Annotated in this window: 14 protein-coding genes; 8 read left to right on the top strand and 6 right to left on the bottom strand. The window is 59.4% G+C overall.

Annotation, left to right across the window (positions count from 1 at the left end):
• Window positions 1-2,193, top strand: a 2,193-nt coding sequence (locus WG908_RS15195) for a DUF3320 domain-containing protein (protein WP_340187356.1), incomplete at its 5' end; no start/stop codon positions are given.
• A 223-nt stretch (window positions 2,194-2,416) separates the two neighbouring features.
• Here WG908_RS15195 and WG908_RS15200 read toward each other — a convergent pair.
• Window positions 2,417-2,860 (bottom strand): hypothetical protein, encoded by a 444-nt coding sequence (locus WG908_RS15200; protein WP_340187357.1) that lies wholly within the window; start codon window positions 2,858-2,860, stop codon window positions 2,417-2,419.
• A gap of 328 nt (window positions 2,861-3,188) precedes the next feature.
• Window positions 3,189-3,509 (bottom strand): hypothetical protein, encoded by a 321-nt coding sequence (locus WG908_RS15205; protein ID WP_340187358.1) that lies wholly within the window; start codon window positions 3,507-3,509, stop codon window positions 3,189-3,191.
• A gap of 521 nt (window positions 3,510-4,030) precedes the next feature.
• Here WG908_RS15205 and WG908_RS15210 point away from each other — a divergent pair.
• Window positions 4,031-4,531 (top strand): hypothetical protein, encoded by a 501-nt coding sequence (locus tag WG908_RS15210; RefSeq protein WP_340187359.1) that lies wholly within the window; start codon window positions 4,031-4,033, stop codon window positions 4,529-4,531.
• 118 nt (window positions 4,532-4,649) lie between these two features.
• Here the strand turns inward: WG908_RS15210 and WG908_RS15215 are convergent, their stop codons facing one another.
• The 3 genes from WG908_RS15215 to WG908_RS15225 are packed head-to-tail and all read right to left on the bottom strand — an operon-like array spanning window position 4,650 to window position 6,071.
• Window positions 4,650-5,156, bottom strand: coding sequence for a hypothetical protein (locus tag WG908_RS15215; protein WP_340187360.1), 507 nt, complete (start codon window positions 5,154-5,156; stop codon window positions 4,650-4,652).
• A gap of 10 nt (window positions 5,157-5,166) precedes the next feature.
• Window positions 5,167-5,664 (bottom strand): helix-turn-helix domain-containing protein, encoded by a 498-nt coding sequence (locus tag WG908_RS15220; RefSeq protein WP_340187361.1) that lies wholly within the window; start codon window positions 5,662-5,664, stop codon window positions 5,167-5,169.
• Window positions 5,661-6,071: a hypothetical protein gene (locus WG908_RS15225; RefSeq protein ID WP_340187362.1), complete on the bottom strand. Its 411-nt coding sequence runs from the start codon at window positions 6,069-6,071 to the stop codon at window positions 5,661-5,663. The genes WG908_RS15220 and WG908_RS15225 overlap by 4 nt, the downstream gene beginning before the upstream one ends.
• 168 nt (window positions 6,072-6,239) lie before the next feature.
• Here WG908_RS15225 and mblB point away from each other — a divergent pair, with 168 nt between their 5' ends.
• From mblB to WG908_RS15255, 6 genes are all read left to right on the top strand, one after another.
• Window positions 6,240-7,388 carry an anti-phage 6A-MBL system MBL-fold protein gene (gene mblB, locus WG908_RS15230; RefSeq protein WP_340187363.1) on the top strand — a complete coding sequence of 383 codons (1,149 nt, stop codon included), beginning with the start codon at window positions 6,240-6,242 and terminating at the stop codon, window positions 7,386-7,388.
• Window positions 7,385-9,709, top strand: a complete 2,325-nt coding sequence (gene cap2-3, locus WG908_RS15235; RefSeq protein ID WP_340187364.1) for an anti-phage 6A-MBL system cap2_3 protein — start codon at window positions 7,385-7,387, stop codon at window positions 9,707-9,709. The genes mblB and cap2-3 overlap by 4 nt, the downstream gene beginning before the upstream one ends.
• A complete protein-coding gene (locus WG908_RS15240) occupies window positions 9,699-10,463 on the top strand; it encodes a hypothetical protein (protein ID WP_340187365.1) in 765 nt (254 codons plus the stop codon). Before cap2-3 ends, WG908_RS15240 begins: the two co-directional genes overlap by 11 nt.
• A 58-nt stretch (window positions 10,464-10,521) precedes the next feature.
• Entirely contained in the window at window positions 10,522-11,442 is a 921-nt protein-coding gene (locus WG908_RS15245; RefSeq protein ID WP_340187366.1) for a hypothetical protein, read from the top strand.
• A gap of 91 nt (window positions 11,443-11,533) precedes the next feature.
• Window positions 11,534-12,961: a hypothetical protein gene (locus WG908_RS15250; RefSeq protein ID WP_340187367.1), complete on the top strand. Its 1,428-nt coding sequence runs from the start codon at window positions 11,534-11,536 to the stop codon at window positions 12,959-12,961.
• A gap of 3 nt (window positions 12,962-12,964) precedes the next feature.
• On the top strand, window positions 12,965-13,432 hold the full coding sequence (locus tag WG908_RS15255) for a DUF6602 domain-containing protein (RefSeq protein WP_340187368.1): 468 nt from the start codon (window positions 12,965-12,967) through the stop codon (window positions 13,430-13,432).
• A gap of 237 nt (window positions 13,433-13,669) precedes the next feature.
• Here the strand turns inward: WG908_RS15255 and WG908_RS15260 are convergent, their stop codons facing one another.
• Window positions 13,670-14,572 carry an HNH endonuclease gene (locus tag WG908_RS15260; protein WP_340187369.1) on the bottom strand — a complete coding sequence of 301 codons (903 nt, stop codon included), beginning with the start codon at window positions 14,570-14,572 and terminating at the stop codon, window positions 13,670-13,672.
• Window positions 14,573-14,678 lie beyond the last annotated feature (106 nt).

Genomic DNA, 14,678 nt, shown 5'->3' on the forward strand with positions numbered 1-14,678 from the left:
CATTACCGCAGCAAGCACCAGTCGCTGATCGCGGTCAGCAACCGACAGTTCTACGAGAACAAGCTGTTCATCGTTCCCAGCCCTTATACGGCCGAGGCCGGCATGGGCTTGCGCTTTCACCACATCGCCGACGGCATCTTCGACACGGGAACGACACGCACCAACATCATCGAGGCGAAGATCGTGGCACAGGCGATTATTGCCCATGCGCGCGACCACCCTGATCTGTCGTTAGGTGTAGCCGCATTCTCCTCTGCGCAGCGCCGCGCGATCGTCGATCAGCTTGAGTTGCTGCGGCGCGCGCTGCCACCCCAGGTTGAGGCATTCTTCCAGGCGCATCATGCCGAGCCGTTCTTCGTAAAGAACCTTGAGAACGTGCAGGGCGACGAGCGCGACGTCATCTTCATTTCGGTCGGCTACGGCCCGACGGTGCCTGGCGGACGCGTGCCGATGCGGTTCGGGCCTCTCGGCACCGATGGCGGCGAACGGCGACTGAACGTGCTCATCAGCCGAGCGAAGCAACGGTGCGAGGTTTTCGCGTCGATGACCGATGAGGATATCGATCCGGACTTCGCCAGCACGCGCAAGGGGGTGTTCGCCTTCCGCCTGTTCCTACATTTTGCGCGAACCGGCCGCATGACCCTCGCCGAAAGCACCGGTCGCGATCACGATAGCGTATTCGAGGAACAGGTCGCCAAGGCGTTGCAGGCGCGTGGGCTTCAGGTCCACCGCCAGGTCGGGCTCGCGGGCTTCTATATCGATCTGGCGGTGGCCGATCCCGATCGGCCGGGACGCTATCTGCTCGGCATCGAGTGCGACGGAGCATCCTATCATGGCGCGCGGTCCGCGCGCGATCGAGACCGGTTGCGTCAATCGGTCCTCGAAAGCCATGGCTGGTCAATCCACCGCGTGTGGAGCACCGACTGGTTCCAGCGACCGGCCGAACAACTCGATCTGATCATCGCGCGGGTGGAAGCGGCCAAGGCCGAGCATGACGCACAGGCAACGGGGATCGCGGCGAAGCGCGCGGTGCCGTTCGAGATCGTCACGATCGAGCGCGAGGACGGGACTGAGATCGGCATTGCGGCAATCGATGATATCGCGGACGCCGTGCCTGCCTATGTAGAGGCAACGATTTCGCGCCCTTCGCATATTGTCAGCGAACTCCATGATGCACCTCGCGGTATCTTGTCCGGGCTGGCCGAGCAGGTCGTAGAGGTCGAAGGTCCAGTCCATCTCGACGAGATCGTCGCCAGAATCCGCGCCGCTTGGGGGCTCAAGCGAGCTGGTGGACGCATCCAGACGGTAATCGAGCAAGCCGTGGACGTCTCGGCGCGGACTGGGCGCTTGGCGCGCGATGGCGATTTCCTCTCGATTCCGGGCCGGCAAGCTAAGGTTCGGGACCGTAGCGCGGTGATATCGACCACCTTGCGCCGCTGCGAGGCGCTGCCGCCGGCCGAACTCGAACGCGCCGTTCTGGATATCGTCCGCACGCATTTTGGCGCGACCGACGACCAGATTGCCCTCGCTGTTTCGCGCGCGATCGGCTTCAAATCCACTAGCAGTCAGCTGCGCACGCTGATCGGCGATGTCGTCGCCGCGGCGATTGCCAAGGGCTGGCTCGACCGCAAAAACGGCGTGCTGGTGACAGGCGCAGAGGCACCGGTCGCGGCGGTGCCTGTCAATACACCGTCGCCGCTCGTCGCGCTGATCGCTGAAGGGGAGCATGAACGGCTGGAATTCAAGGAAACGCTGCGCTGGGATGTAGCCGCCGCCACCCAGAACAAGAAGCTGGAGCAGGTTGTGATCAAGACGCTTGCCGGTTTTGCTAACCGTGTTGGCGGCACACTGTTGATCGGTGTCGCAGACGACGGCACGATCCGTGGGTTGGAGCGAGACTATGACTGCCTCGGCGGCAACCGGGATCGGATGCAGTTGCACCTAACAAATCTGGTGACCAACCATTTCGGACAGGCTTATCGCGCTGCGCGGATACGAATTGGTTTTCCCGAGCATGAAGGCACCGAGGTGTGCCGGATTGACATAGATCGTTCGCCATCACCCGTTTTCGTAACAACCCAGGATGCACGGGACACGCCCGCTGAACGGTTCTTTGTGCGCTCCGGCAACTCGACGCAAGAACTAAGCCCCAGCCAGACCGCAGCCTATATTCGCGAACATTTCGGCGGATGATTTTGCTTGATCAGTCGATCTAAACAATTCCTGGCGATTTGAATGACCGTCGCCTTCATGTCGGCTACCTATCTGCGTAAACCATGCGCATTGGCATTTATCTGGATACACGACGGGATACACGGATATATCGTTCACAGATAAATGGCTAAACTGCGCACTTTTCGGGCTTCGACCCTCTACTTACGGAGCAGTGAGACGCCGTGAGTTAGCAGACATGCGGCTATCCGCCGATGACAGGTGTCATATCGCCAGCATCTATGACGCGATAGTCGTTGCAGTCCACGGTGCCCATGCCGTGCATGTTGCGATCCTTGGCGGGAACGAGGAGATTGGCAACATCGATTATCTTCACGTTGGTGCTGGGCGCTATAGCGCCTTTCTCTTTCAGCACCCCGCACACATATTCAGCGTATCCGACGCGGCTGCTACCGTCATTGACCATACCGATTTGCCACTGAGCGGATTTTTCAGGGTCATGGAACACCCCTTTCACCTGCCGCTCCTGTTCCAAGGCTTTTTTCGCTACTTCGATCGCGGCGGCCGACGGCATGGCAACCGGTTCCGTCTGTACTGGCGATGGATTTGGCTGATTTGTCTGGATGAAGCCACTGATCACGCCGCCCAACACGACCACGGCCAGCGCCAAGAAAAGATTATTTCGCATCGTTATTCCCCTGGGAGTCGATGGCGGTGCGCCCCCGCGTATCGACTTCACACCATGATCCCTGGTGATCGGGGAGTTAGTAAACCGGACTAAGTACGGTCCCTGCGACCTTTAGGCTGGAGAGCCCTGGACATGCGTCACAGGCTCCCCGACCATAAGGGTCAAGGATGTGCGGACTGCATCGGGCAGTCCAACCGACTTAATCAGGGGTTACTACGCCCCAGAGCCGTGCGTGGCGGCTCCGTCACCGTTTCAGCACGCCGCGGTCGTGAGCGCAAGATTCTAGGAACGGCTGGGGAGCGCAGCGCGCCGCATGAGATAGACTCGATTAAGCGTGGGCCGCCAATCGGAACAGGCTGGCCGCCAGTTCCAAGTCTTCGCTGATACCGCCTTCATCAATACCCGCTAGGCAGAGCATGTGCGCCGCGCTGGTGAGCCGTGCCCGGCGCGATGCACCGACATCGACAGTTGCCGGAAGCGCGCCCTCTATCTCCAACTGGCGCACCGCCGTTAGACTGGCTTCATATGCGGATACCGCTGTATCGCCTACGGCTTGGCTGTCACCGCCCATTTCCCATTCGCGGCAGGCGTCGGATGCCATCACCAATGCGCTGGCGGCTTCGCTGAGCAATAGATCAATCTCAAACATCTCGGCTTCCCGTATAAAATCACGGGAAAACACAGCGTTGAATTTGCGTCAATTTTAGGAAGCCTGCCACTTTTTTGAGTGTATCCTCGGTGCCGGAGCTGGCGATAGAGATGACAGTGTAGCCGTGAACGGCTCACATTGGCCAATTCCTATGCATCGACCGTTGCGGTCTGCTCCCTCGATAACAGTCGGCATCTGGCGATCTTTGGGACTTTCCGGGCAGTCCGCTTTGGAGCGGCCAATTGGATTAAGCTGTCGTTCCGGCAGTAGCCGGGGAGCATTGCACAGAAGCTAGCGCTGGGACTTCGCGACTGTTGGCTTTTGAGGTTAGAGCTCCGATATAGACGTGCGCGGGAGCAACTAAGTTGTCCGCTCAGATTGACAAATCGGACATCCGCGGATTTGAAATCGTTCACGGATAGATGCCGATTATTTATGTAGATCAGATGTGTCAGATCGAGCCCAGCCTGATGTTCACGAAGGACGTCGCCTAAAGCCGCCTTGTAATCATGAGATCGCCCATGGACCCCAATGCCTGGCTCAATGACAATGCCGCTGGTTTTTCGCATCTCGACCCGGCGGAGCGGCGTGCGATCTATCACTTCGCACTGCTGTGGAGCCTCGTAGAGGCCAAGCTGCTAGCGACTCACGGCTCGGCAGGCGCTATTCGCGATGCTGTAGAGCGCATCGGTAGCGCCAATTGCCTCAATCTTGCGTCGCTCGCAGAACCGCTCGCCTATTTTCGTGACCGATATTGGAAGGACGGGAAGCTCACGGAGCGGTTTGGCGGCCTGAACATGGCGGAGAAGCACGTGCCGACAGTTCAACCAGTGCTAGCCGGTCACGATGACCCTGTCGCCGTCCTGACTTCGCTGCTGTTGATCGTCCATCGTTTGCGCAATAATCTCTTCCACGGGCCCAAATGGGCATATGGCATTACTGACCAGCGCGCTAATTTCGACAACGCCAACCTCGTCCTGATGGCGACGATGGAAATGTACCGGCCGCTCATGCTGGAATAAGTCTTGCTGCCTCCGATAAGCACCCGTTCGAGGATAGGTTAAAATCCCTAATAGCTGCTTCGTTCTCGCCTAGCTGTGGTTTGGGCTGGGGAGCAAAGATTTATCCCGACGACTCTACTCAACTCTTGGGCAAGGCAGGTTTTCGCGATCCGATGTCGTCCATGATGCCTGCGCCTTCGATGCTGCGCGGAGCGACGCCCATAATTGGCAGAGGCTGCATGAGTAGCCCCGCCTGCGAGGTGAGAGTTGCGACCAGGGTTCGAAAATAAGGATAAGTGGCGATCTTTCCGACCCGCTCCAGAAAAAGTTCACAGGCATCGCTATCGCAATTACCTTCCACCCGGTAGTTAGTCAGGTAGGTCGCGCTGATGCCAAGCACGCGCTTGCGCCCCTGACGGCAAACGACATCGAAAGCAAATATGCCGTATAGCGAGCCCGACTCCGCCTCGAGGAAGCTGTGCGCCAAGGCGGCGCTAATTCCGTTGCGCCAGCCATCGGGATCAAGCCCCAGCGCCTCCGGCTTTAGCTCGAACTTGCTAGTGGTCAGCCTAATCGTCCGGAGATGCGCGCGCGACACCAGATTATTGTAGACGGTGGCGTCGGCTGCGTGAGGATCTTGGGCCAAGTCGTGCTCCTTAAGCGGCTGCAGCAGCGGTGCGTCGGGGTAACGTTGCTTCTGCGCGCAGCCAGCGTTCAAAAGAAAGGTGAGAAGCTGATACATCGGCAACGATCGGCGCATCGCCCAATGCAACGTCACCCGCCATTTGGAATTTATCTGACTCCAGGCCGATCACGGTCCAGCGGTGTGCATCGTCGGCCTGCGTCCCGCGTGCGTCTGCAAGCTGCCGCTCAAAGTCTTCGAGTGTGGTCAGATAGGCGGTTTCACCAAGTTGATGGAACACGCGCGCGACCGTTTTGATCGTCAGGTTTGTCGCCGTATCGCCGAACATCTGGCTCACGCGCGCTTCTGTTACACCCATCCGCCGAGCAAGGTCGCGATAGCGCAGGCCTTTGCGATTCATGATCTTCTGCATCTCGGTCTGGGCAAGCAGGATAAACGCAGCCTCGGCCGCCTTCGCGGCATAGGTTTCGGCATCGCACTGGCTGATGCTGTTGGCCTCTTCGCGTTTCATTGTTCTACTCCTCTCGAATGGCTGTGATGGAAAGGCAAATCGCCCTGAACTGCGCGCGGTGCCGCCGTTGCCGCAGGTTCGGCAGCAGCGCAACGCACTTCCGTCACAAAGAATGTTCGGATTGGGTCTTCGGTGGCGCGGCGACCGATCACATGGACGCCGAATGCGACAAACTCCTCCAGCCGCGCGGATTGCGCGCCGGGGACGGGGTGAAAAAGCTGCTCAGGTAGATTGTCGCCGCCGTGAGCGCAAAAGTGGTCAAGCGCACTCCGCAAACGAAAATGGGCATCTGCTGGAACTTCGGCGTTAAGCTTGTCCCAGTCGGAATTTCGCATGGCGATGCGCCACCGCCGGCCGGACAATCGGACCTCATACAATTCACCAGCAATGCGCTCGTCCGCATCCAATCGCCACCTCGATGGAGTTAACCTATAACTTAAGGCCGTGACCGTCCAGCGCAAACCGGTGCGCTAGATTTTCTAGTTAACATTAGGTATATGTAATGTTCAGATGACGCTCTCATGCAGGGAGATAGGGCGCCACCGAAGCACAAACGGTTGAAAGGGATATTGAAAATGGCGGCAAGTACCACGCACTTCCGAGTCGGAAACGGTGACATGACGCTCGTTGAGCTCGAAAGCGGGCGTACGATTTTGATCGACATTCGTATCCGCGCAGATGCGGACGACCCTGATGGTGAGGCTCCCGACGTCGCGGCCCAGCTGCGCAGCCGGTTGAAGCGGGACGAGAATGACTGCCTCTATGTTGATGCCTTTTTGCTGACGCACCCCGATGCCGATCACATTTGCGGTCTGCGCAATCATTTTCATCTCGGGACGCCGGAAGGCTGGTCGAAGTCGAGCGACAAGATCCTGATCCGCGAAATGTGGTCCTCACCGATTATCTTCCGCCGCGCCAACCGCAAGTCACACATCCTGTGTGACGATGCCGCCGCATGGGCCACCGAGGCGCGCCGCCGTGTGGCCTATTTCAAGCAGTGGGGTTTCGCGAACGCGGGAAACCGTATCAAGGTCCTGGGTGAGGATATCGATCGCAAAACCGATGCCCTGGGCGCGATCCTGATCAAGGCTGACGAAACTTTTTCGACGATCGACGGCGCTTTTGACAGCAGCTTCTCAGCACGGTTGCTGGGGCCGCTTCCACCTGCGGACGAAGCTGAAGAAGAGGTGCTGTCGAAGAATGATTCGAGCGTCATCATCCAGCTGACGCTCGCTTCCGGCAACCAGCCGCAGGCCGCGCGCTATCTAATCGGAGGCGACGCGGAAGTAGCGATCTGGGAGCGAATCTGGGCGAAGCACAAGCTGGTGCCCGATGTTCTGGCTTATGACATCCTGATCGCGCCGCACCATTGTTCCTGGCACAGCTTGTCGTGGGATAGCTGGTCCAAGAAACGGGAGGAGGCGAAGGTGTCGGCGGATGCGCGGTCTGCATTGGCACAGGCTCGCCCGGGTGCAGTGGTGATCGCCAGCTCTAAACCTGTCAAAGATGACGAAAGTGATCCGCCCTGCATCCGCGCGAAACGCGAATATGTGGGAATCGTGAAGCCCGTCGGCGGTGAATTCCGTTGCGTGTCGGACGGCGGGGGCGATGAGCCGTTGGTGGTCGAGACCAACTGGGCGGGCCCCAAGCTCAAGCGCGCCGGCTTGATCGGCGCGGGCCTCTACGCCACCGGGGTCGGTTCGGAGGCTTTGGCACACGGGTGACCGACGCAAGCGCAGCGCCTGCGGCGCCAATCCCCATCCCGGTTGCCCGCGCGCTGCGTCAGGCCAGCGCGCATCCTTCGGTTGACGGCGTGAAGTTGGTCGATCGCGTAGACGACGAATTCGTCTATTCGATCGACATCCGCACGGAAATGCCGGCTACGTGGCGCGCGGTTGGCCAAAGCCCCATTGGCGTCAGGGTGGTTGAGTCGGTGAACTTGACGTTTTCGTCGCTCTATCCCTTGTTAGCACCGCTCATTGAGCTTCGAGCGGATTTCGATCGCTCACATCCGCACCTCAACCCGGGGCCTGCTGGTGCGCCGCCGGTTCCGTGCCTTGTCGCTGGGAGTCCTCGCGAACTGATCCAGACGCGCGGCTTCATCGGGTTGATCGATCAGCTGGTCGAATGGTTGGAAAAGGCCTCGGCGCTGGAACTTAACAACCCGGCGGCGGGCTGGGAGCCGGTGCGGCGCGACCATATCCACGATATTGCGGTCGTGGATTCGGCCGCATTGCACGCTCTGGTCGAGCGCAAGGGCGGCGCGGCTTATATGTGGGCCCCGTACATTCATACCCGCAGCGACGTCGGCCATTATCGATTGCATGTCCCGATCGAACCGGGTCCCTTCGGCCCAAACGACACGCGGCTGTTCGCGCGGCGCAATTTCAGGTTTCGCGAGGACAGTGGTCACTGCCTGGCGATTGCGGCGTGGGCCGGCAAAGGGGGCGACGGTCAGCTGCAAGTAGCTGACGTTTACAGACCGGAGGACGTCGCGACGCTCGCCGATCTGCGGGCGCGTGCGGCGGCTTACGGGTGCCTGGAATTTCTGGATGCCAAGCTGAAGCATGTCGCATCCCGGCTGACAGCGCAGCCGATCGACATCATTGTACCCATCGTAGTGCTGCTGCTGCCGCGGCGCCCGTACCGCGTGGTCGGCACGGACAGTAATATCGAGACCTGCGGTTATCTCGTCGAAGTCGGCAAGGGCGCCGACCTGCTCAATCCGGAGACGGCGGTCCGCCTCCTGGGTCATCGCGACACGCCATCAGTGGCCGTCCTGCGGCGCACCTCCGGCGATGATCTGGCCGCTGCGACCCTACCATGGACCTTGATCGGCTGCGGTAGCGTGGGGTCGAAGCTCGCGCTTCACCTAACACGAGCCGGTCGGGCGCCGGGTGTCCTGGTCGATCGTGATTTGCTGGAGCCGCACAATTTCGCGCGTCATGCAGCGCTGCCTTTCGATGGCGAGCGGCATTCGCTCTATATGATATCGAAGACGTACAGCGTCGCGGAGATGGTGCGCAGTCTCGCCCCCGAACCCAAGCGGCTCGATTTGGACGCGCTTTCGCTGCCGCTCCATGCGGACGGTCGGATCGCGGTCGCGCCATCCGCGACAGCAATGATCGTTAACACGACGGGCTCGGCGGTCCTGCGCGAGGTCTATGGGCATGCCGATTGGGCCGACCGACCACCGTTGGTCGAAGCCTGCCTAGTAGGTGCCGGCAGAGCCGCATTCGTGGGGATCGAAGGATCGGGTGCCAATCCCAACGCCAGCGATCTGATGGCAGAGGCATACAACGTGATCCGGCAGGACGCCGCGCTTGCGGATATTGTCTTCAGCGCCGAGGCGGAAGCGATCCAGATCGGCCAGGGCTGCTCGACTTTTTCTTTTGCGCTTTCCGATGCGCAGCTTTCTGCGTTCACCGCGTCGATGGCGATGGTGGTCGCCGGGGCGCAACGCGAAGGACTGCCGCAAGGCGGAGAGGTCCGGCTGGGACGGCTTGGCGATGATGGCGTAAGCCAGCAATGGTCGCGCTTTGCGACGGCGCCATGGATCGTGGTCGAACGCACGGCCGCCGACCAGCCGGCAATTCGTATCCATCCCCGGGTCCACGCGGCGATCGAGGCGGACATCGCTCAGTGGCCAGGTGTCGAAACCGGCGGTGTCCTGATCGGGCGTTTCTCGCAGATCGGCAACTGCTTCCAGGTCGTCGATACGCTGCCGGCCCCGGAGGACAGCACCCGTTCTGTCGCCGAATTTGTCTTGGGTACGCGGGGCCTCAAGACATTGATCGATGCGCTCGTTCAATCGAGTCGTGGAACGCTGCAAGTGATCGGGACTTGGCACAGCCACCTGCAGCCGAGCGGTCCGTCAGGGACGGATATTGCGACAGGGGCGTTGCTGGCCACGCAACAACTGGGGCCGCTGCTCATGCTGATCCATACGTCAGGAGGTTACAGCGCACTGACGACCGAAGCAGTGGGCGGCGGTAAAACGCTGTTGATGGCGACGGCAAGGGGGAGCGAGAGCGATGGCGCTTGATGCGGTCATGAAAGAGCTCAATTTCGATCGCTATGATCGCAACGCGAGATTGCGCCCGGCGCTCTTCACGATTCTGCCGATCTTGGTGTCGGTTGCAATCTGGTATCCGAAAATCTGGAGCCTGTTCGGCGCCCTGGCTTCGCTCCTTGTCACCTGCGGCGTGACTTTTCTGTTGGCACAGCTAGCCCGGCAACTGGGGCGGCGCCTTGAACACCGCTGGACGCCGGCAATCGGCCGCGCCCACACTGCCAAGCTGCTTAGCCATTCCGATCCGACGCTGCCTGCTGCGACAAAGTCCCGGTATCATGCTTACCTTTTGAGCCACGGGATCGTGCTTCCGACCATCCAGCAGGAACGGCGTGATCCGGCAAAAGCACAGGATCAATATCTCTCAGCCATAACCTGGCTGCTTGAGCATACGCGGCAAAATGCCAACAAGTCGCTGCTGCTCGACGAGAATGTTGCATATGGATTCCGGCGCAATTTGAGGGGGCTCAAGTCGTTCGCGCTGGTCATCCTCGCGCTCGCGCTGGCTGCGAACGTCGCGCTCGTCTGGCGAGGTGGGTGGGCATCACCGATGCTCGAGACGGGTTTCATGCTGGGTGGCGGGCTGGCGCTGGTGACGTTGATCTGGATTTTCTGTATCACGAGGCCATTCGTTGAAGACGCCTCGTTGGCCTACGCGCAGCGGTTGCTGGCGCAAAGCGATGTGACCGCATCCGCAGCAGCGACGAGTAGAGCGCAAAATCGCTAGCAGGATCGGTCGGTGAACAAGGGAAAAAGCCCCAGCTACCATAAGGAAGGCCGCTTAAATGAATGGTCTCTATCTTTCGCGACATGAATTGTCGGCTATCAAGGCGATCGATACTCATGAGGTTGAAAGGCGCGTGAGTCAGGCCTTGGACGAGGGCCCCAGCGTGTTATTCGGCCTTAATCTGTCGAATGCCGGTTCGCATATAACCGACCATATGCATCGGTACGAGCAAGACTTGGCAAAATATGCTAAGGCGAAGGCATCGACCAAGCGATCAGAGACGAGAGGCCGAGCGTGGAGTTCCGGCCACGATCTGATCTACTCGATTCGTGATATGAAGCAGCGGGTCGAAGAACAAGAAAAGGAAATGCAACTTCTTCGAATCGATGATCTTATTCGCCCACCTTCGCGCTTCCAGGATCGGGTCGAGGTCCGCATCCACTATCAATGGCGGACGGCGGTCGAAGTCGATTGGGAATTCAGGGCTATCACTTTCTATCATGATGTCGACATGCGCCCCGACTACACGCAGCCGCAACCCACGCGAAAACCAAGTGCCGCAAAACTAGAGGAACAGCGGCAAGACACCCTGTACAGGCATTGGGATCATCTTCGGGTACTGGCACTGCATTCCGTTCGCGAGTTTTTCAAGGCGGGTGGAGATGGCTCAACGATACCGGAGAAATTTGAAGCCAAACCCGGTCGAACCGATCGCTACCTCAACAATTTCAGCTGTAATTTTTGGGGGGAGTCCGGTCCAATCCGAAAGTCGGAGCCGGTTCGCCTTGCAATCCTGAAAGTGGGTGGTCTTTCCGACGATTGCTCGTCAGACGGCCGATTCACACTCCAAAGCCGCGTTAAGCACGCAAAGTTTGGCGAAGGAATCGTCATCCACATCGAGGCGGACAAAATTACGGCCGACTTCGGTGAGCGAGGCCCCAAGAGGGTAATGTCCAGCTTCTTGGAGCCCCTGGGTTAATCGAAGCCATGTCGGTCAGCATTCGGCACATAACGATGGCTCTTGCTCTGGGCCTTTCTCGCGTCGGACCCAAGACTACTAAGGGCGGATCATGACGATCTTCGCGCGCCGTCGTATCCAGTCAATGCTTGATGCGCTCGCACCCGTCCTCGGACCGGAAAAAGGCCGGGACCTCCTGCGCCGACTCAACGATCCCAAACAGGTCGAGCAGGCGCTGCCCGCTGAAATGGAACTTGCCCTTCTCTGGACGATCCAGTCGCTCGGCGACCTCGAGATCGAGCCGGAATGGTGGGGTGACAGCCGGCGACCAGACGCGATCACCGACGCCTTCGTCGAAGGGCGCACCACAGCTATCGAGATCGCGGCCACAACCGACAACGCGATTTCGGGCGAAGAGGACATGGACGCGATCGCGGTTCAGGTTTCTGAGGTCGCCAGCCGCGCCAGTAAGGGTGCCGGCGACTATCTCTATTTCCGGTATCGCGAGGAGAGTGGATATATCGACGGTCGCTACATCCGCCGTCGGCTGGCGCCACGTGGCTATCGCCTTACCGACGATGAGCGCGCGGCGATCACGCGTTGGGTCGGTTCAGGTCGGTCCCGCTCGGCACGGCTGCACCTCCAAGCCAAGGGGCTCGACGTCGAGATCGAGCACACCGAGCGCAAGCAGATCCGCTACCACAACCTCTATTCGTCGATGCCGCCGGAAACGCATTCGCTCGAGGACAACCCTCTGTTCGATCTACTGGTGCGCAAAGCCAAGCAATTACGGGCGGCTGCGGCCGGTACCCTGCGTGTCCTCTTCGTCGCCGACGTCGGATCGACCTTGCTGCGGCGGGTCGGGCGCTTTGGAGAGATCGACCACACTCGCCGGTTCGTATCGGCACGCGAGATCATCTTGCACTTTCTCGCAAATCGCAGCCGCAACGTCGACGCCGTCGTTACCTTCTCGCCGTTAAAGGAACTGCAGCAGTTCAACGGTCTCGATCCGGACGGGCGCAAGCCACGACGCTGGACTGTAGCCTTCTTCGGCACCGCGCAATTGCCAGTTCCGTCGCCTGCGCTTGAAACGATAGCGGCTTTGCTGCCCGAACCCCACTATGAGGGCTATCAAGCGCGCTCGCTCTTTCGCCAAGGCGCTTTCTCCCCTTTCAGGACAGGACAATATCTTGGAATGACGGTACGATCCAATCGCGGCTCCGGCCGGTTCAGCGTCGAATTTCCGGCACGGATGCTCCTCGATTTGCTCGCCGGCAGGATGGCCGAAGAGCGCTTCCGCAAGCAGCTCGATCCGCGCGACGAAGGTCGGAACATCTTCAAGACTTGGCTGGATCTGGGTTTCACGATCAGCGCCGCGGAGTTGGCGCCTCGCAGCGTCGATGAGGATGACGATCATCTGATCCTGCATTTCACCGACGATCCTGCCGCACGGCCGTTCAGGCTGCCAGAACAGCCGGCCGAAGATACATCCGAAGGCGCCCCGGCTTCGGATCGGGATGCCAGAGATTATGAGGGGTAATCCATGATTCGGACGCTTGGCGAGATGCTGGAGACCCTTCGTCGCGCAGAGGCCAGGCGGCTCGATGAGGTGGACATCAAGCACGCACCCACAATCGGCGAGATGTACGAGAGCCTCACGCAGGACGTGCTTGATCGCGCCATTCCGCCGGGGCTCGATCTGAAGGTCGTCAGTGGCTTCGCGAGCGATGGCAACGGCGGCACGACCGGCCAGCTCGATTGCGTGCTCGTGCGCGACGAAGGCATCCCTGTTCCCTACGCGGCGGGCAAGTTCCAATGGCATGTGAAGGACGTTCTCGCGGCATTCGACGTGAAGAAGACAGTCTTCGGCGATAATCTTGGAGAAGCGTATCAGCAGCTCAAAAGCGTGTCGGAAATCACTAGCGCGTGGCTGACAAGGCAAAGGAAGAGTATGAATTCAGTCTCGGCGCATCGATGCGGGCCTACGGCATTTGCAAAAAGACCATTATAAGACGCTTTGCTGACCGCCAGCGTCCGGACGTGCGAATGACCGGTTTCGGCGTCAGGCGACGCTCTAGCGGCCGCATCGGAACGGCGTGACGTGGTCGAAAGGTGGCGGAAAGCTGCCTGTCCGCACCTCGGGAACGAAAAATCGCCGCTGAACGGCAAAGAAGGGTTGGGGTCGGGAATTTGGTCCCCTTCCTAGAATGTTGTCTTCCTGTTCATCGTGCGCGAAGGCAGATGTCGTTCACCACTTGAAGCAGTGGTCGCGATGCCAGGCTAGAAAACGCGGATGAGGCCGGTCTGCCAGTCGTCCCGGAAGCGAGGCGCGTTTGCTTCGGTTGATCACGGCATGAATGCTGTCAGGGTCGTTTGCTTGTCGTGATACCAGTATTTCCAGGTCGTCGCTCAGACTGATCAAACCGCGATCGAACATCCAATGGGCTGTGCCGGATAGGGCCAGCCCGTTGTTGATTGTATCCGGTCCATTGGCCTCCACCGGTCGGATATGCGCGGCCTGAACTTCGGCCCTACCGCCACCATTTATGAGTTTCAGGCCAGTGATCGCACATCGCTCGTCATAAGCTTTTAGCACCAATCTTCGAAACACGCGGTCTCGAACGATACGGGATGAAAAATGATCGATCCGGGTTCGCTCTTCTTCCTGAAATACGAAGGGTTCACGCACATCGCGCAGCATGGCTGGCTCGTCTTCGATCGTCTCGCGCGGCAAAATTGGTGTGGCTTCCGCCAAACCGATCGAGATGATCTGATTGAAATCGGCAGCCGAAATTTCTCTCACGGCTGACTGCGCTCGTCCGGAAATTCGCCCCGCATCGTTCAGGACACCACGTTCGACCGGTCCTTCTGCACCACTGAATGGAACCGGGTTGATAAACTCCAGATATGTGCCGGGCTCAATCAGGGCGATATACATGCCTGCGGTCGAAGGGTCTTCTATTACCTGTCGAACTCTCGCGACCGCGAAATAGCCGCGCGTTTCAGCGACTTTCTTGGGCTCGTAATAGATAACCCAGTCACCCACGCAGTTGCGCACGCGACTCAGATATTGGCTGGGGAACTGGTAACGCTCGGCCGGACTGTCATCATAAATCGAATCTGAGCGGTGAACGAAGACGCCAAATGCCATGTCGGGAGCTTATCGCGCTACCAACAAGACATGAACTCCAAACTGCATTCTACACCTCAAGGAGGTGGTGCTTCGCCCATTCCCTCGGGATACACGGCGGATACAC

It is taken from the genome of Sphingobium anseongense (assembly GCF_037725245.1).
In the GTDB taxonomy this organism is placed as follows: domain Bacteria; phylum Pseudomonadota; class Alphaproteobacteria; order Sphingomonadales; family Sphingomonadaceae; genus Sphingobium.